General features: G+C 55.4%; 20 protein-coding genes. 11 read left to right on the forward strand and 9 right to left on the reverse strand.

The window, feature by feature from the left end; translation table 11 throughout:
• Positions 1-32: 32 nt before the first annotated feature.
• Positions 33-470 carry a hypothetical protein gene (locus VHE34_RS25080; RefSeq protein ID WP_325593093.1) on the forward strand — a complete coding sequence of 146 codons (438 nt, stop codon included), beginning with the start codon at positions 33-35 and terminating at the stop codon, positions 468-470.
• A gap of 32 nt (positions 471-502) precedes the next feature.
• On the opposite strand, the gene VHE34_RS25085 is transcribed toward VHE34_RS25080, so the two are convergent.
• Together VHE34_RS25085 and VHE34_RS25090 are read right to left on the reverse strand one after the other, a co-directional pair.
• Positions 503-2,893: a M1 family metallopeptidase gene (locus VHE34_RS25085; protein WP_325593095.1), complete on the reverse strand. Its 2,391-nt coding sequence runs from the start codon at positions 2,891-2,893 to the stop codon at positions 503-505.
• Between the two features lie 56 nt (positions 2,894-2,949).
• Positions 2,950-3,531, reverse strand: coding sequence for a HupE/UreJ family protein (locus VHE34_RS25090; protein WP_325593096.1), 582 nt, complete (start codon positions 3,529-3,531; stop codon positions 2,950-2,952).
• 95 nt (positions 3,532-3,626) lie between these two features.
• Between VHE34_RS25090 and VHE34_RS25095 the strand changes: the two genes are divergently transcribed.
• Complete coding sequence (locus tag VHE34_RS25095; RefSeq protein ID WP_325593097.1) at positions 3,627-4,136, forward strand: DUF6702 family protein; 510 nt, start codon at positions 3,627-3,629, stop codon at positions 4,134-4,136.
• A gap of 17 nt (positions 4,137-4,153) precedes the next feature.
• Here the strand turns inward: VHE34_RS25095 and VHE34_RS25100 are convergent, their stop codons facing one another.
• Both VHE34_RS25100 and VHE34_RS25105 read right to left on the reverse strand, forming a co-directional pair.
• Positions 4,154-5,467, reverse strand: coding sequence for a hemolysin family protein (locus tag VHE34_RS25100; RefSeq protein ID WP_325593099.1), 1,314 nt, complete (start codon positions 5,465-5,467; stop codon positions 4,154-4,156).
• Positions 5,460-6,092 carry a phosphatase PAP2 family protein gene (locus VHE34_RS25105; protein WP_325593100.1) on the reverse strand — a complete coding sequence of 211 codons (633 nt, stop codon included), beginning with the start codon at positions 6,090-6,092 and terminating at the stop codon, positions 5,460-5,462. Before VHE34_RS25105 ends, VHE34_RS25100 begins: the two co-directional genes overlap by 8 nt.
• A 136-nt stretch (positions 6,093-6,228) precedes the next feature.
• Here VHE34_RS25105 and VHE34_RS25110 point away from each other — a divergent pair, with 136 nt between their 5' ends.
• Positions 6,229-8,322 carry an LTA synthase family protein gene (locus tag VHE34_RS25110; protein ID WP_325593102.1) on the forward strand — a complete coding sequence of 698 codons (2,094 nt, stop codon included), beginning with the start codon at positions 6,229-6,231 and terminating at the stop codon, positions 8,320-8,322.
• Here the strand turns inward: VHE34_RS25110 and VHE34_RS25115 are convergent.
• Complete coding sequence (locus VHE34_RS25115) at positions 8,319-9,095, reverse strand: SAM-dependent methyltransferase (RefSeq protein WP_325593104.1); 777 nt, start codon at positions 9,093-9,095, stop codon at positions 8,319-8,321. The genes VHE34_RS25110 and VHE34_RS25115 overlap by 4 nt on opposite strands.
• Positions 9,096-9,147: 52 nt before the next feature.
• On the opposite strand from VHE34_RS25115, the gene glmM reads away from it, so the two are divergent.
• From glmM to VHE34_RS25130, 3 genes are all read left to right on the forward strand, one after another.
• Positions 9,148-10,533, forward strand: a complete 1,386-nt coding sequence (gene glmM / locus VHE34_RS25120) for a phosphoglucosamine mutase (protein ID WP_325593106.1) — start codon at positions 9,148-9,150, stop codon at positions 10,531-10,533.
• A 91-nt stretch (positions 10,534-10,624) separates the two neighbouring features.
• Positions 10,625-11,752: a cysteine desulfurase family protein gene (locus VHE34_RS25125; RefSeq protein WP_325593108.1), complete on the forward strand. Its 1,128-nt coding sequence runs from the start codon at positions 10,625-10,627 to the stop codon at positions 11,750-11,752.
• A gap of 9 nt (positions 11,753-11,761) precedes the next feature.
• Positions 11,762-13,267, forward strand: a complete 1,506-nt coding sequence (locus VHE34_RS25130) for a gluconokinase (RefSeq protein ID WP_325593110.1) — start codon at positions 11,762-11,764, stop codon at positions 13,265-13,267.
• Between the two features lie 143 nt (positions 13,268-13,410).
• Here VHE34_RS25130 and VHE34_RS25135 read toward each other — a convergent pair whose 3' ends face one another.
• The 4 genes from VHE34_RS25135 to VHE34_RS25150 all read right to left on the reverse strand — a co-directional run bounded on the left by VHE34_RS25135 (position 13,411) and on the right by VHE34_RS25150 (position 18,991).
• Positions 13,411-14,391, reverse strand: coding sequence for a helix-turn-helix transcriptional regulator (locus VHE34_RS25135; protein WP_325593112.1), 981 nt, complete (start codon positions 14,389-14,391; stop codon positions 13,411-13,413).
• A gap of 279 nt (positions 14,392-14,670) precedes the next feature.
• Complete coding sequence (locus VHE34_RS25140) at positions 14,671-15,600, reverse strand: helix-turn-helix transcriptional regulator (protein ID WP_325593114.1); 930 nt, start codon at positions 15,598-15,600, stop codon at positions 14,671-14,673.
• Between the two features lie 108 nt (positions 15,601-15,708).
• Positions 15,709-18,327 carry a DNA mismatch repair protein MutS gene (gene mutS, locus VHE34_RS25145; RefSeq protein WP_325593116.1) on the reverse strand — a complete coding sequence of 873 codons (2,619 nt, stop codon included), beginning with the start codon at positions 18,325-18,327 and terminating at the stop codon, positions 15,709-15,711.
• Positions 18,328-18,427: 100 nt separating this feature from the next.
• Positions 18,428-18,991 (reverse strand): M28 family peptidase, encoded by a 564-nt coding sequence (locus VHE34_RS25150; protein ID WP_325593118.1) that lies wholly within the window; start codon positions 18,989-18,991, stop codon positions 18,428-18,430.
• 667 nt (positions 18,992-19,658) lie between these two features.
• On the opposite strand from VHE34_RS25150, the gene VHE34_RS25155 reads away from it, so the two are divergent.
• Genes VHE34_RS25155 through ruvX form a run of 5 tightly spaced genes read left to right on the forward strand, consistent with a single transcriptional unit; the run spans position 19,659 to position 22,165 of the window.
• Positions 19,659-20,186, forward strand: coding sequence for an RNA methyltransferase (locus VHE34_RS25155; protein ID WP_325593120.1), 528 nt, complete (start codon positions 19,659-19,661; stop codon positions 20,184-20,186).
• A 1-nt stretch (position 20,187) separates the two neighbouring features.
• Positions 20,188-21,069, forward strand: a complete 882-nt coding sequence (locus VHE34_RS25160) for a UbiA-like polyprenyltransferase (protein WP_325593122.1) — start codon at positions 20,188-20,190, stop codon at positions 21,067-21,069.
• Positions 21,070-21,100: 31 nt separating this feature from the next.
• Positions 21,101-21,343 (forward strand): DUF6364 family protein, encoded by a 243-nt coding sequence (locus VHE34_RS25165; RefSeq protein ID WP_325593124.1) that lies wholly within the window; start codon positions 21,101-21,103, stop codon positions 21,341-21,343.
• Positions 21,333-21,752, forward strand: a complete 420-nt coding sequence (locus VHE34_RS25170) for a PIN domain-containing protein (protein WP_325593125.1) — start codon at positions 21,333-21,335, stop codon at positions 21,750-21,752. Before VHE34_RS25165 ends, VHE34_RS25170 begins: the two co-directional genes overlap by 11 nt.
• Positions 21,752-22,165, forward strand: coding sequence for a Holliday junction resolvase RuvX (gene ruvX, locus VHE34_RS25175; protein WP_325593127.1), 414 nt, complete (start codon positions 21,752-21,754; stop codon positions 22,163-22,165). Before VHE34_RS25170 ends, ruvX begins: the two co-directional genes overlap by 1 nt.
• Positions 22,166-22,174: the final 9 nt, after the last annotated feature.

The raw sequence follows: 22,174 nt of genomic DNA on the forward strand, positions 1-22,174 counted from the left end.
AAATCAATTTGTTCAGTATTAAATTTTGTCTTATGGGAATGGTATATGCAGAAGTAGAGTTAATCAACAGCATAGATCAGGGACTGGCCAAAAGGCATGTCATCGATGAGGAAGAGATACGCAGCATGCGTGTAAATATGCAGGTAGACAGCGGCGCCTGGATGATGCGTATCAACGAGAATGTCCAGTCTGTGCTGCAGCTGCCCTTTATCGAGCAGCGGACTTATCGGATGGCGACCGGAGTAACTGCAACACATGATGCGGTTGGTCCTGTTGAAGTGAAATTCGCCAACCGGAGGGCAATGTGCAGTGCGTTGGTGCTGCCGGGGGATAGCGAGCCGTTATTAGGGGCCATCCCGCTGGAGGAAATGGATGTGCTGATACATCCCGAACGGCAGGAACTTGTCGTGAATCCGAAACATCCGGAGCATGCAGTATTGCGATTGGGCGGTTTGCGGCCATTGAGATGAAAAAGTAAAACGGGGGCATCGCCCCCGTTTTTTTAGAATGCTTTTTTATCTTTCTGCGTCTGCTGCATGGGATTATTCGTTTGCGGAATGCTCCTCAGCAATTGCTGTTTGGCTTTGAAGACCTGGAATTTGCTTTCCGTTGTGACGGTGGGCCAGCTATTGTTGGATTCGTCGATATCGGCTGTCTCCCGGTTGGGATCTAATTTAATGCTCTCCACTTCCTTGTCCTTGATAAAGAGCTTTGTCAGGTGGTTCTCATTCTTGCGCCATACCTGGGCGGGGATGCGTTCGATCTCTTTGGTGCCATCCTTATAGGTCCATTCCAGGATGATGGGCATTACCAGTCCGCCTTTGTTGCTGAACTGCAGCTCATAGAATTGTTTCGAGCTAAGCTTTGCCCTGGCGGAATCATCCAGGGGCTGGTCATATTGAACGATATGCTGCGCATATTTTGCCGTATCGTAAGGGATGAGACCCCGGGAATATTTCCAATAGAAATCATGGAGGGAGGTATCGGCGTCAACGGCGAATTTTATATTCTTATCGTCACGGTTCCTTTCCTTGGAGACATCCGTAGGGAATTTTCCATCCGGCATGGGTTTGTCGATACTCTTCATGATGGTGGTATCTACCTTGGCTACGGGGTGCGCCAGGTCGGGTGTGAAATGTTTGACGCTGTCGATGGAGATGTCCACGGGGTCGGTGCCATAGAACCAGCCGCGCCAGAACCAGTCGAGGTTCTCCGCGCTGGCGTCATTCATGGTGCGGAAGAGGTCGGCCGGGGTGGGATGTTTGAAGGCCCAGCGTCTTGCATATTCCTTGAATGCATAGTCGAACAGTTCGCGACCCATGACGGTCTCGCGGAGGATGTTGAGGGCGGTAGCGGGTTTGGAATAGGCGTTAGGCCCGAAATTGACGATGTTCTCCGAATTGGTCATGATCGGTTCGAGCTGATCCTTGGGGAGCTTCATATAATCCACGATCGCCCAGCCCGGACCCTTGCCGCGGACGGGGAAATGGTTGTCCCAGCGCTCTTCGGTGAGGTATTCCACGAAGGAGTTGAGGCCTTCGTCCATCCAGGTCCACTGGCGCTCGTCGCTGTTGATGATCATGGGGAAGAAGTTGTGACCTACCTCGTGGATCACGACGCCCAGCATACCGTATTTGGTCGCTTCGCTATAGGTGCCGTCCTTTTCGCAGCGGCCGTAGTTGAAGCAGATCATCGGGTATTCCATCCCATTGGCTGCTTCGACGCTTTGTGCGACGGGGTAGGGGAAGGGAATGGTGAAATGGGAGTAGGTCTTGATGGTATGGGCGACGGCTTTTGTGGAAAAGCGCCGATACAGGTTGTAGGCCTCCTTGCCGTAGTAGCTCATGCACATCACTTTCTTTCCTTCGACATAGGCGGGCATGGCATCCATCACGAATTTGCGGGAAGAGCCCCAGGCGAAGTCGCGGACGTTGTCGGCTTTGAAGATCCAGGTCTTCTTTGCCTTGTTCTTCTTTACTTCGGATGCTTTTGCCTCGGCCAGGGTAACGATCTCAACCGGTTCTTTTGCGGTCTGCGCCTGCTGCCAGCGGCCAAATTGTGCGGGAGAGAGCACTTGCTGGTAGTTCTGACATTCGCCGGTGGCGCCGATGATATGATCGGCGGGGACGGTCATCTGCACCTTGAAATTACCGAAGGTGAGGGCAAATTCGCCGCGGCTGGTGAACTGGTTGTTCTGCCAGCCCTGGAAGTCGCTGTATACGCAGAGGCGGGGATACCATTGGGTCATGGTAAAGAGATAGTTGCCGTCTTCGGGGAAGTATTCGTAACCGCCGCGGCCGCCGGACTTCATGCGATCGGAGATATGATAGTTCCAGTCGATCTTGAAGATGAACTTTTGCCCGGGCTTCAGAACTTCGGGCAGCTCGATCCGCATCATGGTCTTGTTGATCATGTAATGCAGGGGCTTGTTCAGTGCGTCGGTGATCTTGACGATATTGTCGCCGTAGTCATTGGCGTCTTTTGCCGTCGCCAGGCGTCCGAGCATCTGGTCGCTGACGATCTTCGGCATGCTGCTGCCGTCCTGGTAGTTGGCATTGTTCTTCGAGCTGTGCTCGTTCTCGTCCAGCTGCAACCAGAGATAGGTGAGTTCGTTGGGGGAGTTGTTGAAATAGGTGATGGTTTCCGAGCCGGTGAGCCATTGCTTGTCCTCGTCGAGGGAGCAGGTGATGTCGTAGTCGGCCCGTTGCTGCCAGTATTTCGGTCCGGGCGCCCCGCTGGCCGTCCGGTATTCGTTTGGCGTCGGGAGGATGGTCCCCAGCGCTTCGAATTTATTGCCGTGGTTGGAAGTGGGATTGTTGTGGATATCCTGCGCCTGGACCGTTACGGCGGTGCAGAACCCAATCCCCAACATAATAAGCAGTTTGTTCTTCATGTGTGTATGTGTTTTTAGTTACATGCTTCCTTGTCGGACCGCTTCGCCCGCCGATCTCAGGGCCAGCGATCGACGGCCATTTTCAGGGAGGCGAGCAGCACCAATGCCGATACCCCCCTTACCCACCAAATCCTGTGCATCTTCATCGCCTGCACGAAAATAAAGGAAATCAGCAGGATCGCAGCGACAACCACCAGTTGGGCGGCTTCGATGCCCAGGTTGAAGGCCAGCAGGGGCAGGACCAGGTCGTCTTTTCCAACGAGGCTGACCAGGGTGCTGGCGAAGGCCAGGCCGTGGATGAGCCCGAAGAAAAGAGCGAAGAAATAGATCAGGGGCAAAGGGGACGGGTGTTCGACGCGGTCTTTCCGTTGCACCAGGTTGTTGAGGGCGGTTGCGACGATGGTCAGCGGGATCAGGAACTCGATCCAGCGGGTGGCGAAGTGGACGAGTCCCAGGGCGCTAAGGGCCAGGGTGACGGAGTGCCCGATAGTAAAGGCGGTGACGAGGACGATCACTTTTCTCCAGTCCTTCATGAGATAGCGGAGGCAGAGGGCTGCTACGAACAGGATATGGTCCAGCGCTTCCGGGTTGAGGATGTGCTCGATGCCGATCTGGAAGTAGAGTTTGAAGTCTTGCATCTTAATTCTGGCCTTCGGCCGAAGGGCCTCCGGCCCTTTGTGCTGGAAATTGTAAAATTATTCAGACTTTTGTACCAGCGAAATTTACTTTTTGAATGGTAACAACATTATATAAATGGTTTAGTCTGGCATTACTGGGGGTATTTTTGACTGGGGCGGCCAGACCGCATCCCCTGTATATCAGCGTCACGGAGCTGAAACATAACCCCAAGGATAAAATACTGGAGGTCAGCTGCAAGATGTTCACGAATGACCTGGAAACTGCGTTGGAGAAGATGGCGAAGACGCATGTCGATCTGTCTGCGGCGAAGGACAAGGCGGCTTCGGACAAGCTGATCGAGGAGTATGTGGAGCGTCATTTGCGGCTGAGGTTGGACGGAAAGCCTGCCGTGCTGCATTTTGTTGGCAGCGAAAAGGAGAATGACGGTACGTGGAGCTATTTCCAGGTGAACGATGTACCCGCGGTGAAACGGATCGATGTTGTCAATGACCTGCTATACGACAGTTTCAACCAGCAGATCGGGATCGTCCATGTGACGGTTGGAGGCCAGCGGAAGAGCACGCGGTTGGATTATCCGGATGCCAATGCGAGCTTTGAGTTCTAGCGGATGGTGCCGGCGGGCTAGTTCTCTTCCTCTTCTTCCTCATATTCTTTTTGCATTTCCTCCGACAGGGTCACCAGGACCTTGTCGATCCGGGCGGCATCCATGTCGACGATCTCGAAGGTAAAGCCGCGCCATTCCAGTCTTTCGCCGGCGCCGGGGATGTGTTCGAGCTCGCTCAGGATGAACCCTGCGAGGGTGTCGAAGTCATCGCCGCCTTCGGTCAGCCAGTCCGCCTTGTGGAAATGGGCCAGGAAGTCATAGAAGGGGATCTGGCCGTCGATCAGATACCCGCCATCGGGCCGTTCTTTTATTTCATAGTCGGGAACGTCCGGCTGTGCGATGTCGCCGATGATGGCTTCGAGGATATCGTTGAGCGTGATCAGCCCGAGCAGGCTGCCGTATTCATCGACGATGAAGCAGCAATGGATCTTGGACTGTTTGAACTTCTCCAGCACCATATAGGCGGTATTGTTCTCGGGCACGAAGAGGGCCTGGGTCATGATGTCCTTGAAGGGGACGTTGTCGTCGGTGACATAGAGATCCTTGATGGAAACTACGCCTTTGATGTTGTCGATCTCGCCGTCGCAGATGGGATAGACGGAGTGCGGTTCCCGGATGATCTTCTCCTTGATCGTCTCTTCGTTCTCTTGCAAGTCGAACCAGATGATGTCGCTTCGATGCGTCATCAGGGAGGTGATATTGCGGTCACCGAGGTGGAAGACCCGTTCGATGATCTCTTGTTCGGCTTCTTCGATGGCGCCCTGTTCGGTGCCCTCGTTGATGATCGCTTTTATTTCGTCTTCCGTGACGGCGCTGTCTTCGGAGGGTTTGATCTGGAAGAAACGGAAGAACAGGTTACTGGTATGATTGAGCAGCCAGACAATGGGATGGGTGACCAGGCTGAGGGTGCGCACGGGTCTTGCCACGAGCCGGGCGATCTGTTCGGCCCGAAGCAGGCCGATGCGTTTGGGGATCAGCTCGCCGAAACAGATGGACAGCAGGGTGACACAGACCAGGATCACGCCGGTGGAGATATTGGCGGCATAGTGGCGGAGGAAGGGGATCTTTTCCAGGTAGGGCTGCAGGTCGGCGCTGAACTTCTCCCCGGAATAGAAACCGGTGAGGATCGCCACGAGGGTGATGCCGATTTGCGCGGTAGAAAGGAATAGTTCCGGTTTTTCCGCCAGTTTGAGTGCGGCACGGGCTTTTTCGTCACCGTTATCGGCCAGGTTCTCCAGGCGGGTCTTTCGGGCAGACACGAGCGCGATCTCCGCCATGACGAATAACCCGTTGAGGAAGATCAGGAACAGTAAGATGATCAGCTCAAGCATGGGATGGGGTATTGGATGTTAAGTTAAGGGTGCCGCCCTGGTATCTGAACACGCGGCTGGTGAACCAGCCGATGAGCAGGCCGAGTCCGGCGCCGCAGGTGACATCCAGCGGGTAGTGGACACCGACATAGACCTGGGCATAAGAGATCAGGAAAGCCCAGACGAATACGAGTCTCCACCAGGGACTTGTATGTTTTAAGGTGCGATAGATGAACATGGCCATCGCAAAATGGTTACAGGCGTGCGAGGAGGTGAAGCTGGAGCTGGACGGGCAGTAGTTGGCCAGGAACCGGATCGAATCCGCCCAGGCGGGGTTATTGCAGGGTCGGAGCCGGAAGACCAGGTGGTCTTTGATGAGACTGCTGCTGATGAGATCACTGATGATCACCGTCATGATGAAATAAGCGGACCAGAGCCAGCCTTTCTTGCGAAAATTGAGGGTTGCGAATACCAGGAGAAAAAGATAGAACGGATACCATAGTTCCTGCTCCCGCATAAAGAGGAACAGAAGGTCCAGGAAGGGGGCCGTCCAGACCTGATTGATACGGGAAAAAAGCCAGTAGTCACCCTGTAAGATCGTATGCAAAAAAACCAGATGATGAGGGCCCGCGTCGAGTAAAATCATGGTTTGATTTAATTGATCTAATTTTATGCCCATTTACTAAAAACCGGGCATGAACAACAGATCGGCGACAAATTTACCAAATATACCAAAAACGGTGCGTTTGGTTTTTTCAACGGGCATTATTTTTTTATTGATCATGAGCTTGTTACGTCTTGCCTTATTCCTCGGTTTTAGCAGGCAGGGCCATTCTTTCATGGGGGTATTCTCTTCCTTTCTGCTGGGCGTGCGGTTCGATCTCCGTTATGTAGGTATCCTGGAGCTGTTGATCCTTTTGACGGGTTGGCTGGCGGGCCCGGCCTTTTTTCGGCGGAAGGCCGGCAGGAGGTGGGTATTGGGATTGACGGGTACGGCTGCGTTTCTCCTTGTTTTTTTCTATTCGGTCGATTTTGCGCATTACAGTTATTTGTCGCAGCGGCTGAATGCGAGTGTCCTGAATTACCTGGCCGATGCGGAAATTTCGACGACGATGGTCTGGCAGACCTATCCCGTATTCCGCATCCTGTTGTTGCTGGTGGCCGGGACCTGGGGCATGTACCGGATCGTGCGGTGGGTGTACGGTCGGATCGCCCGGCGGGAAGGGCCTGTGATGGCGCGGCAGGATGGTCAGGCGGGCGAGCGGACGGCTGGGGTTGCGATGGGGTTGGGGGAAGGCGATCGGGCGGCGGAGACGGCGGCGAAGGTTGTAGGGGGGGCGAGAGAGAAACGAATCCGTGCCGGGTGGTATGTGGGATGTTTCCTACTGTTGGGTCTGGCTGTTTTTGGCCGGGTGGGACAGTATCCGCTGCGGTGGAGCGATGCGTTTGGACTGGGGAGCGATTACCAGGCCAATCTCGCGCTAAATCCGTTCCAGTCGTTCTTTAGCAGCCTTCGCTACCGGCATAGCGCATATGATGCCGCGAGAGTGAGGGAGGCGGTGCCCGTGCTTGCCCCTTTCTTCGGGTGGGACAGTGTGCTGCCGGCGAAGAAGGCCGGACTGCCTGCCGGGATTTTCGATCGAAGGGTGTCCCCGAGGGCCGGCGCCCTTTCTTCGAAGCCCAATGTCGTCGTCGTCATCTGTGAGTCGTTCAGCGCGTATAAGAGCAGCATGTGGGGAAACCCGCTGAATACGACCCCGTTTTTCGGCCAAATGTGCCAAAAGGGGATCTTTTTTGACCGTTGTTTCACTCCCAGCTATGGGACGGCGCGGGGAGTCTGGGCTGTTATCACCGGGATCCCGGACGTCGCGCCTGCTACGACGACGTCCAGCCGAAATCCCCAGGCCGTCGATCAGCATACGATCATCAGCGATTTCGAGGGATATGACAAATACTATTTCCTTGGCGGCAGTACGAGCTGGGCGAATATCCGCGGATTACTCACCGACAATATCCCCGGTCTGCGGCTGTATGAGCAACAGGACTACAGCGCTCCCAAGGTGGATGTCTGGGGGATCAGCGACAAGAACTTATTCCTTGAAGCCAACAAGGTGCTGAAAAAGGAGCGGAAGCCCTTTTTTGCGGTGATCCAGACGGCGGACAATCACCGGCCCTATACCATTCCGGTCGAGGATCGCAAGGCTTTTCAGCCGCTGACCCTGTCCCGGGAGGACCTTCGGCGCGGCGGATTTGAAAGCAACGAAGAAATGAACGCCTTCCGATATACGGATTTTGTGTATCGGACCTTTATCGAAGCCGCATCCATGGAGGGGTATTTTGACAATACCATCTTCCTATTCGTCGGCGATCATGGTATCCCCGGCGATGCCTCCACGCTGTTTCCACGCGCCTGGACCGATCAGCGGCTGACGGCGGAGCATGTTCCGTTGTTGATCTATGCGCCGAAGCTGCTTTCGCCGGCGCGGATCGGCGGGGAGTGTTCGCAGTTGGATGTCCTGCCGACACTGGCGGGGCTTTGCGGGCTGACCTATCACAATACGACATTGGGCAGGGACCTGCTCGATCCGGCCCGGTTGCGGGGAAAGGAGCTGGCCTTTATCTACGATCCGGACCAGTTCTACATCGGGGTGGTCCGCGGAGATTATTTTTACCGGCGGCAGCTGAAGACGGGTAAGGAGGAGATGGTGTCCGTTGTGGGGAACGATCCCCCGCCGGCCGCGGTGTTGCAAGGGCCGGTAAAGGACGAATTATCGCGGCTTTCGGAGGCGATGTATGAGGCCTCGCGGTATATGCTGCTGAAGAACAAAAAGGGGGCAGGCTCCGGGGCTTCGGCGCCGGGATCAGGCGGCCATTAGGGCTTTTTTTCTGCTACGAGGATCAGGCGGGGGCTGGTTTCTATATCAAAGGGCTCCAACTGGTAGTTGCCGTAGTGCCGGGTAATATGGAGACCGTTCGGTTCAAGAAGAGACCGGAAGTCTTCCGGGCCGAGTACTGCAACGCGTTCGGTGTACTCCAGCGGCTGCGGTAGTTTTGCTTCGCTGATCAATATTTTCTTGAAGAAATGTTTTCCATCGCACCACCGTGTGATGGTATAGGTGACCCCGTCGATGATCTTTACTTCGCCGGGGACGAGACGTTTTTGTGCCCAATGGACGTTGAGATAATCCAGCAGGAAGATGCCAGCCGGCCGAAGTGCGACGCTGACCATGTGGATGGTGTTGAAGTTCTCGCGTTGCGTCGCGAAATAACCGAAACTGGTGAAGAAGTTAAAAGCATATTCGAAGCAGTTGGCGCAGAGCAGCTGGCGCATGTCGTGCTCGTAGAAGTGGAGATGGTCGTTCTCGAATTGTTTGGCGAAGGCGATGCTTCCCCGGGCCAGGTCGATGCCGGTGACATCGTAGCCGTGGGCGGCGAGCATGCGGGCGTGGCGGCCCCTGCCGCAGGCGACGTCGAGCAGGCGGGAGCCCGGTGGAGGTTGCAATCGGGCGAGCAGGCGGGCGATGAACTCCGCGGCTTCGGCTTCGTTGTGCTGAAAATAGAGTTGATGGTAGTAGGGGGAATCGAACCACTCCCTGAACCAGTCCTGGGATGTTGTTTGGGGGGTAGGGGAGTGTGCTATCGTTTGCATAGCCGTTGCTTTTGGTAAAATTAACCTTATTTTTGTGGGCAAATAGTAGTCTGTGGCATTGATCAAAAGCATCTCCGGTATCAGGGGGACGATCGGGGGGAAACCAGGTGAAAATCTCACTCCGTTGGACATTGTAAAGTTCACCGCTGCTTTTGGCAGCCGGATCCTGCAGAACAATAAGGGGAAGAAGATCGTGATCGGGCGGGACGGCCGGGTCAGCGGCGAAATGGTCAGCGCCCTGGTGGTGAATACCTTGTTGGGATTGGGGCTGGACGTGATCGACCTGGGGCTGTCCACGACGCCGACGGTGGAGCTGGCTGTGCCCGGAGAGAAGGCTGCGGGAGGGATCATCCTGACGGCCAGTCATAATCCCAAGGAATGGAACGCGCTGAAATTGCTCAACAGCAGCGGGGAGTTCATCAATTCGGAGGAGGGAAAGGCCGTGCTCGACAGGGCCCAGAAGGAGGATTTTCTATTTGCGCCGGTCGATAAGCTGGGAACGTATACGCTTTCGGATGCCTGGCTGCAGAAACATATCGACGCTGTCGTCAAGTATCCGCTGGTGGATGTCGCCGCTATCCGGCAGAAGAAGTTCAGGATCGTGGTGGATACCATCAATTCCACGGGCGCCCTGTTCATCCCGCCGTTGCTGAGGGCGCTTGGGGTGGCGGAGGTGACGCTGATCAATGAAGAGATCAACGGAAAGTTTGCGCATAACCCGGAGCCGTTACCGGAGAACCTGGTCGGGCTTAGCGCGCAGGTGCAGAAATCGAAGGCGGATCTGGGGATCGCCACCGATCCGGATGTGGACCGGCTTTGTTTTGTCAATGAGGACGGCAGCATGTTCGGGGAGGAGTATACTCTTGTTGCGGTGGCCGACTATGTGCTGAGCCGGCGGCCGGGAAATACGGTGAGCAATATGAGCAGCACGAAGGCGTTGAAGGAGATCACGATCAGCCGGGGCGGGGAGTATTTCCCTTCGGCCGTGGGGGAAGTGAATGTGGTGAATACGATGAAGGCCGTCAGTGCGGTCATTGGCGGCGAAGGAAATGGCGGGATCATCGTTCCGGACCTGCACTATGGCCGGGACGCCCTGATCGGGATCGGGCTTTTCCTCAGTGCCCTTGCGCAGTCCAGGGGCGGGTTGAAGTCCTTCCGGGGCAAGTATCCGGACTATTTCATTTCCAAGAACAAGATAGAGTTACGCACGGGGATCGATGTGCCGGCCGTGCTGGAAAAGATCCGTAAGAAATACAAGAACCATCCCGTCAATACGGACGATGGGTTGAAGATCGAGTTCGATAACGATTGGGTCCATTTGCGGAGTAGCAATACCGAGCCTATCATCCGCATCTATGCGGAGAGCAGCTTCGAGACGACGGCGAATAATATCGCGCTCCGGCTCATGCAGGATATCAAGGAGTTCAGTGCGCCTTGAGTCCAATGAAAGGGACCGGATGTACATCCGGTCAGGGCGTTTGTAATGCCGGGCAGGGGATTTATAAAATTGAATTACCTTTACGCCCGCTATGGAACGAATCTACTTTGACAACGCGGCCACCACCACCCTGGACCCGCAGGTGCTGGAAGCGATGATGCCCTACCTTACCGAGAAGTTCGGCAATCCCTCTTCGATCTATTCTTATGGCCGGGAGTCCCGGCTGGCTATCGAGAACAGCCGTAAGTCGGTGGCGAAGATACTCAATGCGCATCCGGCCGAGATCTTCTTTACCTCGGGGGGCACCGAGAGTTCCAATACTGCGATCACGGCGGCCGTTCGGGACCTGGGTTGCACCCATATCATTACGTCTTCGTTAGAGCATCATGCCACGATGCACACGGTGGAGCACCTGCACAAGCGGGGTGAGGCTTCGCTCAGCTATGTCAACCTGCTGCCGAACGGGCATATCGACCTCGAGGACCTGGAGCAGAAATTGGCCGCAAGTGCAGAAAAGACCGTCGTTACGCTGATGCATGCGAACAATGAGATTGGCAATATTCTCGATATTCATGCCGTCGGGGAGCTGTGCAAGCTTTACGGCGCCATTTTCCATTCCGACACGGTCCAGACGGTGGGGCATTTCCCGTTCGATCTCCGGAACACCCCCGTGCATTTCATAACAGGGGCGGGTCATAAATTCCATGGACCGAAGGGCGTAGGGCTGTTGTACATCAACGAGAATGTACGGATAAACCCTTATATCCACGGTGGGTCGCAGGAGCGGAACATGCGGGCCGGGACGGAGAATGTTTATGGCGTTGTAGGATTTGCCAGGGCGTTGGAGCTTGCCACGGCGGGCTATGAAGCCGACAGCGCGTATATAAAGGGGTTGAAGGTGTATATGATGGAGCAGCTGAAGAAACAGCTGAAGGGCATCTCCTTCAATGGCGATCCGCTGGGACGCAGTCTCTACACTGTGCTGAGCGTTTCGTTCCCCAAGACGGAAAAGTCCGAGATGTTGCTCTTCAATCTCGATATTCATCATATCTGCGCCTCGGGCGGCAGCGCGTGCACCAGTGGAGTCGAGCAGGGTTCGCACGTCATCCGGGCGATCAACAATAACCCCAACCAGGTCACCGTCCGGTTCTCTTTCTGCAAGCACAATACGAAGGAGGAGATCGACGTGGTAGTCAAACAACTTAAGGACCTGATATAATTTCTTTTGATGAGGGTTGTCATCGGTATCGATATCGGCACGACAAACACGAAGGCTGTATCCTTTACGGACGGCGGCATGGTGCTTGGGGTTGCCAATGCGTCGTATCCCGTGTATACGGATGCGGCGGGGCGTCACGAGCTGGATCCCGACCAGCTTCTGGCGGCGGTTGTGTCTTCGTTACGGGAGGTGGTCGCGAAGCTGGCAGCGGCGGGGCTGTCGGGCCGGGCGGTAAAGGGAACGGGGCTTGTGGGGATCAGTTTCAGCTGCGCCATGCACAGTCTTATTGCCGTGGATGCCGATGGGCATCCGCTGACCCGGGCGATGACCTGGGCCGATACGCGAAGCGAATCCTATGCGCAGGCTTTGAAGGGCAGCGAGGTGGGAAGACGCATTTATGCGGCTACGGGGACGCCGATCCATGCCATGTCGCCGTTGTGCAAATTACTTTGGATGAGGGATGAGCAGCCGCTGGTGTTTGAACGGGCGGCGCGGTTCATTTCCGTGAAGGAATATATCTGGCGGCGGCTTTTCGGAAAATATGTTGTGGATCATTCCCTGGCTTCGGCGACGGGCCTGTTCGATATCCGGCGCAAGGCCTGGAATCCCGACTCGCTGCTGTTGGCGGGTATCGATGCGGGGCGATTGTCGGAGTTGGTTCCTTGTACCTATTGGGAGGCGGGGCTTTTGCCTGGTTGGGCGTCATTGGGACTGCCGGCCGATCTGCCTTTTGTCATCGGCAGCAGCGACGGTTGCCTGGCGAACCTGGGAACCGGAGCGGTGAGGCGTGGTGATACGGCGCTGACGATCGGCACGAGCGGGGCGATACGGATGACCACGTCGACACCCGAGACCGATCCGCGGGAGCGGATCTTCAGCTATGTGCTGGCCGATGGTTATTATGTTTGCGGCGGGGCGACCAATAACGGCGGCAATGTCCTGCAATGGTATTCCGAGCAGGTGCTGGGTCGCCGGGGGGCAGATGCCACCGAGGTGGAGCGATTGGTGGCGGAGGCCGATACGGTTGTTGCGGGTTGCGAGGGGCTTGTCTTTCTGCCTTATCTCCTGGGTGAGCGGGCGCCTGTCTGGGATGCCCATGCAAAGGGTGTTTTCTTCGGCGTCCGATCGATCCATGACCAGCGATATTTTTTGCGCGCTATTCTTGAAGGGGTCAGTTACTCGCTGCGCCAGATCGGCGCCTCGCTTGAGGAGACCATTGGGCCGATAGACCGGATCTATGCCAGCGGCGGATTCTCAAAAAGTCCTATCTGGTTGCAGCTGATGGCCGATATCTTCCAGAAGAAGGTAGTGGTCACGGGTTCGGCGGATGCGTCGGCTGTTGGAGCGGCGCAGCTGGGATTTTATGCCTTGGGTGTGCTGCCGGGACTGGATGCGGCGGCCTCGCTGGTGAAGGTGGAGTCCGTCTATGAGCCGGATGCGGGCCGGGCGGCGGTGTATGAGCACAATTACGGCGTATTCACGGAGCTGTATAGCCGATTGAAGGATCTGATGTGAAAAGCGGAGCGGGAGATGCACAGGTGCATCTCCCGTTTTGCTATGAATAGGATGATTGGACCAAAAACGGGCTTGATTCGAATTCTAAAAATAATCGTTGTCAAAACGATTTAGTAGCGCTAAAAGGCAGATTTATACCTCTATTAGCGTCCTTTTACGAGGTCCCTCGGTAAAATTCCAAACTCTTTACGGAATGCTTTTGCGAAGTGGCTCAGGTTGCTGAAACCGATCTCGCTGCCGGCCTGCTTGATGCTGCACTGACCGGTCAACAGCAGGTCCTTTGCTCTTTGCAGGCGGCTCTTGTTGTAATAGTCATAGAGTGTGTGGCCGTATACCTGCTTGAAGAGATTCTTCAGCTTGCTGGTGCTCATGAACACTTCCTGTGCCAGTGACTCCAGCGAGGGGAAGCCTTCGAGGCGGCTGCTGAGGATCTGCTCGACATGCTGCATACTTTCCAGATCGTTCTTCTTTACGGTACGGGGCAGCGCTGCCTGTTCCTGCCGAAGGAAGGAGTGCAGGAATTTTTCCATTAGGTGGATGATGCCGGACAGGCGACGGATGGGCATCAATACATCGTTGTCTTTCAGCTCGAACAGCTCTTTTAGCATGGTCCGGTGAGAGAGGTTGATGAACAAGGGATTGTCGCTGATGCTGTTCTCGCGGGCGAACACTGCCAGCTTGTTAAAGAGGTCTGCCGGCAGATATTGCTGAGCCAGATCATGGGAACAGAAGATGAGCAATCTCCTTACCGTGGAGCCGGCAGCCATACGGATGAAGGCGCTGTCGCGGGCGTCGGTGAGGAAGATGTCGTTACGGAAGGGACGTTTATCGCTGACGATCTGTTGACGGTGACCGACGAGCAGTTCTTTTTGCACTTCCACAAGGTTGAAGGAGATGACGAACCCGGGGGCACCGCTCTCGCGATGCAGTTCCAGGTCGCTGTCGAGCTTGAAGTTCATGACAGCGTACGAGAGGTGCGAATTAATGTTGTGCGCTTGAATGGTTCCAGAGCCAAGCTGAGCGGGAAGGATCAGAGTCCGGTCGCTGACCGTGGTGTTGAGCCGGGACGCAAAACCGGCCAACCACTGCTCAAAATCCTCCAATTGAAAAGAGTACATTACCATATTCACCTGTTTTAGACACGTTTACACAATTCATTCTCAATGGCATTAGTCGCGGTGGGTAGGGTTGCGCGGGGATTTAATTCAACCGGACCTTTGGTCCGGTGGTGGCGCCTATGATGGGCCTTCGGCCAGCGGACCCGTGGTCTGCTTTAAGGCCGCAAAATTACGACATAATCTTTACCCGGACAGGCTATAAACTTCCTTTTAATAGCTGTAAAGGCTATTTAACAGAACTTTCGGGAGTCTTTAGGGACTATTACTTAGTGAATTTTAAGCCTGTTATTTATTCTTAAGAACTTCCTTGGGTAAAATGCCAAATTCTTTTTTGAAGGCCTTCGCAAAATTGCTGAGGTTGGAGAAGCCGATGTTGGTGCCCACCTCCTTGACGGAGAAGTCACCGGTGCGCAACATTTCACGGGCTTGTTCGAGCCGGTTCCGGTTGTAGAACTCATAGAGCTTCATGCCGTAGATCTGTTTGAAGCGGGTCTTCAGCTTGGTGGAGCTCATCATGGCCGTCCTGGAGAGAGATTCGATGGAGGGGAATTTGCTGAGCTGGGTGTCGCTGAGGATCTGTACGACGCTTTTCAGCGCGTCGAGGTCTTTTTCCTTTCCTTTTATCCAGGCTTTGCCATCGGGAAGGGAGTAGCTGGCTTTGGTGAGAAAAGAGCTGAGGAATTTCTCTGCCAGCAAGAGGATACGGTTATGGAGGATGAGCCGGGTGAGAACGGATTTCGGATCGACGGAATGGATGTCGTCGATGATGGACCGGTATTCAAAGGGCACTGGCGTACGAGAAGGGGGCACGCAGTGGCTGTCGGTAAAGCGGAAGAGATCGCCGAGAATGTCTTTGCGTACATGCCGGTGGAGGAATTCGTCGGGAAAGAAGAGGCCGATGCGTTTGACGAGCGTATTCTTCGGGAAGTCGACCTCCTGCCGGCGTGCGGTCGAGGAGAGAAAGGGGGCGGGGTTAAAGAACAGGCAAAGGCCCCTGGGGGCGGACTCGCGGCGGAAGAGGAAGAGGTCGTCCTTCAGGGTGAAGTTCATGATGACATAGGAAAAGCCGGCCGGGAGGTGGGCGGCATGGATCATGCCTTCGCCGAGGTGTTCGGGGAATTCCAGGCAATTCCCTTTTACAGGTAGTTGGAGGTGGGTGCTGAATTCGGTTAGCCAGTGACGCAGGTCATGCAGCTGATACGAAAATTGGATCATATCAGGAAAATAGTAAACGAACCGATTCCTAACATTTTCAGGGACATAGAGTGATGGCCAGAGGATAAAGCCTTTTTGCAAGCGGATGGAAAGAGCCACTGGCCGGGCCTAATGGAGCATGCCTTTGATCTCCTGGAGTTTCAGGAGCGCCTCGACGGGAGTGAGGCGATTGATGTCGGTGTCCTGCAGGAGTTGCCGGATGCGATCAAAGGTCTCGGTGTGGGCATCGAAGATGGAGAGCTGGAGTTTTGGGGCGCTGACCTTCTTAAGGCGTTCTTCGATGGAGGCGCCGACGGGTTTGTCTTCCAACTGCCGAAGGATCTCTTCGGCCCGCTGGATGAGGGCGGAAGGCATGCCGGCCATTTTGGCGACGTGGATACCGAAGCTGTGCGTGCTGCCGCCGGGAGCGAGCTTTCGGAGGAAGACTACTTTGTTGCCGACCTCCTTGTTGGTGATGTGGTAATTGCGGATGCGGGGCATCTTGAATTCCAGCTCGTTGAGTTCATGATAATGCGTTGCGAACAGCGTTTTTGGGGTGTCGGGGGAATTGTGCAGGTATTCGGCGATACTCCAGGCGATGGAGATACCGTCATAGGTGCTTGTTCCCCGGCCGATCTCGTCGAGGAGGATGAGGCTGGCGTCGGAAATATTGTTGATGATGCTGGCTGTTTCGTTCATCTCCACCATGAAAGTCGATTCGCCGCCGCTGAGATTGTCGGAGGCGCCTACGCGGGTGAAGATCCTGTCGGTGAGGGGGATCTGCGCTGAATCGCAGGGTACGAAGCTGCCCATATGCGCCATCAGGGTAATGAGGGCTGTCTGTCGCAGGAGGGCGCTTTTACCGCTCATGTTCGGGCCGGTGAGGATGATGATCTGCTGGGTTGCCGGATCGAGCAGGATGTCGTTGGCGATATAGGCTTCGCCGGCCGGCAGCTGTCTTTCGATGACGGGATGGCGGCTTGCTTTGAGGTCCAGCTCCCTACTGTCGTGCAGGACCGGCTTCTTATAATTGTATTGCAGGGCGTTGCCGGCAAAGCAAAGCAGGCAATCGAGCTCGGCCAGGCGGTGGCTGTTGGCCTGCATCGGGGCGATGGACTCCTGCAGGAAGGCCACCAGCTGTTCGTAGAGGCCGCTTTCGAGGTCGTGAATCTTCTCGTCGGCGCCGGCGATCTTCTCTTCGTACACTTTCAGTTCAGGGGTGACATAGCGTTCGGCATTGGCGAGCGTCTGTTTGCGCATCCATTCTTTCGGGACGCGATCCTTATGGGTATTGGTGACTTCGAGATAATAGCCGAAGACATTGTTGTACGAGACCTTCAGGGAACTGATGCCGGTGTTCTTCGCTTCCTTGTCCTGTAGCTGCTGGAGGTAGTTCCTGCTGTCCTCGGCGATATTGCGCAGCTCATCGAGTTGATCGTTTATGCCTTCGCGGATCACGCCGCCCTTGGCTGCGACGGCGGGGGGATTGTCGGCGATGGTGGAGAGGATGCGATCGTGAAGGACGGGGCAGGGGTCCAGCTGTTGGATGGTATCCCGGATCCAGCCTTCGGGGCAGCCGATGGCGGCATCCTTTATCCTGGCGATATGTTCCAATCCACGGGCCAATTGGAGGATCTCGCGGGGACCGATCCGGCGGGTGGGGATCTTGCTGACGATTCTTTCGATGTCCCCGCAATGATGGACATGTCCCACGAGCGTGTTGCGCAGGTCGGGATGCGTTATCAGGTATTCCACTGTGTCGAGGCGTTCGCGGATGCGCCTGGCGTCTTTCAGCGGCATGAGGAGCCAGCGTTTGAGCAGGCGGGCGCCCATGGGAGAGACGGTGTTGTTCAGTACTTTCAGGAGGCTTTGGCCCTGTTCGTCACCGGCAGGTCCGAGCAGTTCGAGGTTACGGATGGTGAACTTGTCCATCCAGAGATAGTCGTCACGGTCGATGCGCTGGATGCTGGCAATATGTTGGAGGCGTGTGTTCTCGGTCTCTTTGAGATAGTAGATGACGGCGCCGGCGGCGATGATGCCTGCGGGCATGTCATCCACGCCAAATCCCTTGAGAGACCGGGTCTCGAAATGCTTCAGGAGCGTGTCCGTTGCGTAGGACGACTCGAAGAGCCAGCTGTCCAGTGTATAGGTGTGGAATCTGCCGCCGAAGATCTCTTTGAAATGTTTCTGGAAGCTGCGTTGGAAGATGATCTCGGCGGGCCGCATCGCCTGCAGCAGCTTGTCCACGTATTCGGTGCTGCCTTCGGCAACGAGGAACTCCCCGGTGGAGATGTCCAATAAGGAGAGGCCGATGGCGGCATCGGTCGCCGGCCAGCCGTCGGGGAAGTAGATGCCCGCGAGGAAGTTATTGTTATTTCCGTCGAGCAGTTTGTCATGGGTGGCGATGCCCGGCGTGACCATTTCGGTGACTCCTCTTTTTACGATGCCTTTTACGGATTTTGGGTCTTCCAGCTGGTCGCAGACGGCGACGCGATGGCCGGCCTTTACGAGTTTGTGGAGATAGGTGTCGAGTGCGTGATGCGGGAAGCCGGCGAGCTCTGAGGATGCGGCGGCCCCGTTGTTGCGTTTTGTGAGGGTGATGCCGAGCACTTTGGAGGCGACGATGGCGTCTTCGCCAAAGGTCTCGTAGAAGTCACCGACCCGGAATAGCAGGATAGCATCGGGGTATCGTTGTTTGATCGCCCGGTGTTGTTGCATGAGGGGGGTATCGGTGCCGTTCTTTGCCATTATGGTCCCTGGTGGGGGAACAAATGTAACAGAAAGCCCCGACAAATGGGTTGCCGTGGCTTTCTGGTGGGGATAAGTTGTTGATTCAGGCGTTGTGGGATCAGAAGCCGCCGCGGCCGGCAGGACGCGGCTTTGGCAGTTCTTTGCGGGGCAGTTTTTCGTCGCGTTGGGCGGTATTGTAAACGAAGGCTGCGACGATGGTGGCGATTTGTTTGAGGTCGTCCTCGCGGAGGTGTGCGTAGGAGTCCATGTTGGTGTGATGGGTGCGTGTGTTGTATTCAATCTCGTCCTGGATGAACTGGAAGCCGGGCAGACCGACGGCGTCGAAGGACTGGTGATCGGTGCCGCCGGTGTTGCTGATGGTGACGGTCGTGGCGCCGAGGTCATGGAAGGGTTCCAACCATTTGGTGAAGATGGGGCGGCAGGCTTCGTTGCCTTGCAGGTAGATGCCGCGAACCTTGCCCGTGCCGTTGTCGATGTTGAAATAACCGGCAAATTTCTCATGAGCGGGCAGCAGCTGCATGGTGGCCGGATCGGCAAAGGTCTTCTTCACATATCCCCGGCTTCCGAGCAGGCCTTCTTCCTCGCCGCTCCATAGGGCGATGCGGATGGTGCGGCGGGGTTGGATGCCGAGGGTCTTGAGGATGCGGACGACTTCCATCATCACCGTACAACCGGCGGCGCAGTTCGGCAGTATCGACGGGCTTCATTACGACCTTCGACATCGAGTCCAGCTGTTGGTCGGTCCAGCGGTCGGCGTCAGGTCGGAAGCTTTGCCGATAGACATCGTTTATCTCAGGGATGAGGATCTTGCCGGCGAGTTGGCCTTTGTATTTTTCGAGGCTCGCGGAGTCGGTGGCGCTGATGAGGAGGACGGACGCCGACTTTGGGCCTTCGGTGCCTGCGCACCAGGCTTTTGGAAAGGCGATCAGGGGCTTATAGTAGGGGGCGGTCATGGCCAGATAGGACTTTTGGAGTTCCCAGCCCTTGCCGAACTCGCCCCAGGGATCGAGCGTTGCGCCTGTGAGGCCCCAATCGGTGAGCTGTTGTTTTGCCCAGTTGGCGGCCCGCATAAAGCCGGGGGAGGCGGTGAGGCGGTTGCCGCTGGCATCGGTGAGGTGGAAGGCGATGTCCATTACGTGGGAGTGGTTGAGTCCTTCTTCGCGGATCTTCTGGATGGTAGTCTGGTCTACCTTCTCTTCCTGGGCCGTGACGCCGGCAGAACGGAGCATCAGGCCGGTGAATGTCAAGGCAGCAATCCATGCCGGGGTGCGGATGGAGGTTGGTTTTCTCATGAGCGGTTTTTTGTTTAAAGGTAGTTACCTTTGCGGATGCGCAAACTGGGGATGGATGAACTGAACCGAAAATCGGTGAATGCCTTCCGGGAATCGGAAAAGACGCCAATTGTGGTCGTGCTGGACAATATCCGGAGCATGCACAATGTCGGGAGTGTGTTCCGGACGGCCGATGCCTTTCTGATCGAGGCCATCTATCTCTGTGGGTATACGCCGCAACCGCCCCACCGGGATATCCATAAGACGGCGCTGGGTGCGACCGAGACGGTGAAGTGGAGCTATTTTGCTTCGGCGTCGGAGGCGGTTCGGGAGTTGCAGGGGCGGGGATACCGGGTGTTTGCGGTGGAGCAGACGGAGGGGAGTGTTCCTTTGCCGGAGTTCTCTGCGCGTTTTTCGGGGCCGTTGGCGGTGGTATTCGGCAATGAGGTGAGTGGGGTCAATGATGAGGCACTGGCTTTGTGCAACGGGGGGATCGAGATCCCGCAGTGGGGGATGAAACATTCGTTGAATATTTCTATTGCGGCGGGGATCGTGTTGTGGGAGATGGTCCGCACAAAAAAATAATATGAGTAAGGTAAAGAGCTATTTGAGTTTGATCCGGTTCTCGCATACCATTTTTGCGATGCCGTTTGCGATGATCGGGTTTGCCTTGGGCGCCTTTAGCCCCCACGCTCATTTGCGACCCCTTTGGATGCTTTTTCTGCTCGTCATCGGATGCATGATCTTTGCGCGTAGTGCGGCGATGGCGTTCAACCGTTGGCTGGACGTGGAGTTCGATGCGAAGAATCCACGTACGGCTATCCGGGAGATACCCAGGGGGATCATCTCGAAGAGCAGCGCCATGCGGTTCGTGATCGTCAGCTGTATGGCGTTTGTGGTTTGTACCTGGTTTATTAATCCCCTCTGTTTTTGGCTGTCGTTCGTGGCGTTGGCGGTGGTGTTGGGATATAGTTATACCAAGCGGTTCACTCCCTTTTGCCACCTGGTGCTTGGGCTGGGGTTATCGCTGGCGCCGATCGGGGCGTACCTGGCGGTGACCGGGCGGTTTGCGGTATTGCCGATCCTGTTCTCTTTTACGGTGATCTTTTGGGTCAGCGGGTTCGATATCATTTATGCGTTACAGGATGAGGAGTTCGACAAGTCGCTGCAGTTGTACTCCATGCCGAGCTGGCTTGGAAAGGCCAAGGCGCTGCGGGTATCGGAGGGGCTGCACCTGTTGAGCACGGCCTGTGTGGTAACGGCGGGTTGGTACGGAGGGTTTGGCCTCTGGTATTGGGCCGGGGTGGCCGTCTTTATGGGAATGCTTGTGTATCAACATCTTCTGGTGAAACCGAACGATCTTAGCCGGGTCAATCTCGCTTTTATGACCGCCAATGGAATTGCGAGCGTGGTGTTTGCGGTTTTTGTGATCGCGGATCTTTTTTTGGGGGGTATGCGCATCTTTTAGAAAATGCGTATATTTGGTTAATTTTGCAAAGATGAAAGAGCGCTTAAATCTTACTATCGATGGTGACCTTTTAAATTCCATGAAGACATATGCCTCCAAAAAGCAGATGAGCGTTTCGGAATTGGTGGAGGGGTATTTCCGGACGGTGACGAAGCCGGTGAAAAAAAAGAATATCCTGGAGTTGATGCGGGAGTTGCCGAAGCCTGTCAATAATTACGAGGGAGATATTACGGAGATGTATTATAAAGAGAGGGCTTCGAAGTATGGCTTTTAAGGTGCTGCTGGATGTCAATATTCTCCTTGATTTTGTCCTGCAACGCGAGGAATACGAAAGGGCCTATACACTGATCGAGTGGGCGACAATCGGCAGGATACAGGCTTTTATAGCAGCTTCGACCCTGCATACGGCTATATATCCTATAGAAAAGGAATTTGGTAGTGGGCAGACGAAGAATATCTTACTAACCCTGATCAGCGATATCCGTGTAATCGACATTGGGCAGGATATTACGGTCAGCGCGTTGCATTCTCCAATTTCGAATATCCAACATGCTTTGCAGTATTATACGGCGCTGCATCACCGGCTGGATTATGTGATAACCAGGAACCGGGATCTGATCCAATCGGCCATTCCTATTTTGCCGGCTTGTACTCCGGAAGAATTCATAAAAAGCAATTCCTGATGGCACGGATCATGGCGATAGATTATGGGCTCAAGCGTACCGGGATCGCGGTTACCGATCCGCTGCAGATCATCGCCACAGGGCTGACGACGGTGGAGTCACCGAAGCTGATCGCGTTCCTGAAGGAGTATTTCAAGACGGAGGTGGTGGAGCTGATACTTATCGGCGAGCCGAAGAACTGGGATGACAGCGACACACATGGGACTCAGCCGGCGCGGGAGGCGATGGCAAGGTTGAAGAAGGAGTTTCCCTCGATCCCGGTCCAGGCAGTGGATGAGCGGTTCACTTCGAAGCTTGCTTCACGGGCGATGGTGGAGATGGGAATGAAGAAGAAACAACGGCAGAACAAGGCTTTGGTGGACGAGATCGCGGCGACGATCCTGCTGCAGGAGTGGCTGGGACGAGTCCAGTGATCTTTTGGG

This window comes from Puia sp., from assembly GCF_035546395.1.
Classification (GTDB): Bacteria; Bacteroidota; Bacteroidia; order Chitinophagales; family Chitinophagaceae; genus Puia.

Bases quoted from the DNA above. Each gene is read 5' to 3' on its own strand.
- VHE34_RS25080 (WP_325593093.1), top strand. From the start codon at position 33: ATGGGAATGGTATATGCAGAAGTAGAGTTAATCAACAGCATAGATCAG.
- VHE34_RS25085 (WP_325593095.1), bottom strand. From the start codon at position 2,893: ATGAAGAACAAACTGCTTATTATGTTGGGGATTGGGTTCTGCACCGCC.
- VHE34_RS25090 (WP_325593096.1), bottom strand. From the start codon at position 3,531: ATGCAAGACTTCAAACTCTACTTCCAGATCGGCATCGAGCACATCCTC.
- VHE34_RS25095 (WP_325593097.1), top strand. From the start codon at position 3,627: ATGGTAACAACATTATATAAATGGTTTAGTCTGGCATTACTGGGGGTA.
- VHE34_RS25100 (WP_325593099.1), bottom strand. From the start codon at position 5,467: ATGCTTGAGCTGATCATCTTACTGTTCCTGATCTTCCTCAACGGGTTA.
- VHE34_RS25105 (WP_325593100.1), bottom strand. From the start codon at position 6,092: ATGATTTTACTCGACGCGGGCCCTCATCATCTGGTTTTTTTGCATACG.
- VHE34_RS25110 (WP_325593102.1), top strand. From the start codon at position 6,229: ATGAGCTTGTTACGTCTTGCCTTATTCCTCGGTTTTAGCAGGCAGGGC.
- VHE34_RS25115 (WP_325593104.1), bottom strand. From the start codon at position 9,095: ATGCAAACGATAGCACACTCCCCTACCCCCCAAACAACATCCCAGGAC.
- VHE34_RS25125 (WP_325593108.1), top strand. From the start codon at position 10,625: ATGGAACGAATCTACTTTGACAACGCGGCCACCACCACCCTGGACCCG.
- VHE34_RS25130 (WP_325593110.1), top strand. From the start codon at position 11,762: ATGAGGGTTGTCATCGGTATCGATATCGGCACGACAAACACGAAGGCT.
- VHE34_RS25135 (WP_325593112.1), bottom strand. From the start codon at position 14,391: ATGGTAATGTACTCTTTTCAATTGGAGGATTTTGAGCAGTGGTTGGCC.
- VHE34_RS25140 (WP_325593114.1), bottom strand. From the start codon at position 15,600: ATGATCCAATTTTCGTATCAGCTGCATGACCTGCGTCACTGGCTAACC.
- mutS (WP_325593116.1), bottom strand. From the start codon at position 18,327: ATGGCAAAGAACGGCACCGATACCCCCCTCATGCAACAACACCGGGCG.
- VHE34_RS25150 (WP_325593118.1), bottom strand. From the start codon at position 18,991: ATGATGGAAGTCGTCCGCATCCTCAAGACCCTCGGCATCCAACCCCGC.
- VHE34_RS25155 (WP_325593120.1), top strand. From the start codon at position 19,659: ATGCGCAAACTGGGGATGGATGAACTGAACCGAAAATCGGTGAATGCC.
- VHE34_RS25160 (WP_325593122.1), top strand. From the start codon at position 20,188: ATGAGTAAGGTAAAGAGCTATTTGAGTTTGATCCGGTTCTCGCATACC.
- VHE34_RS25165 (WP_325593124.1), top strand. From the start codon at position 21,101: ATGAAAGAGCGCTTAAATCTTACTATCGATGGTGACCTTTTAAATTCC.
- VHE34_RS25170 (WP_325593125.1), top strand. From the start codon at position 21,333: ATGGCTTTTAAGGTGCTGCTGGATGTCAATATTCTCCTTGATTTTGTC.
- ruvX (WP_325593127.1), top strand. From the start codon at position 21,752: ATGGCACGGATCATGGCGATAGATTATGGGCTCAAGCGTACCGGGATC.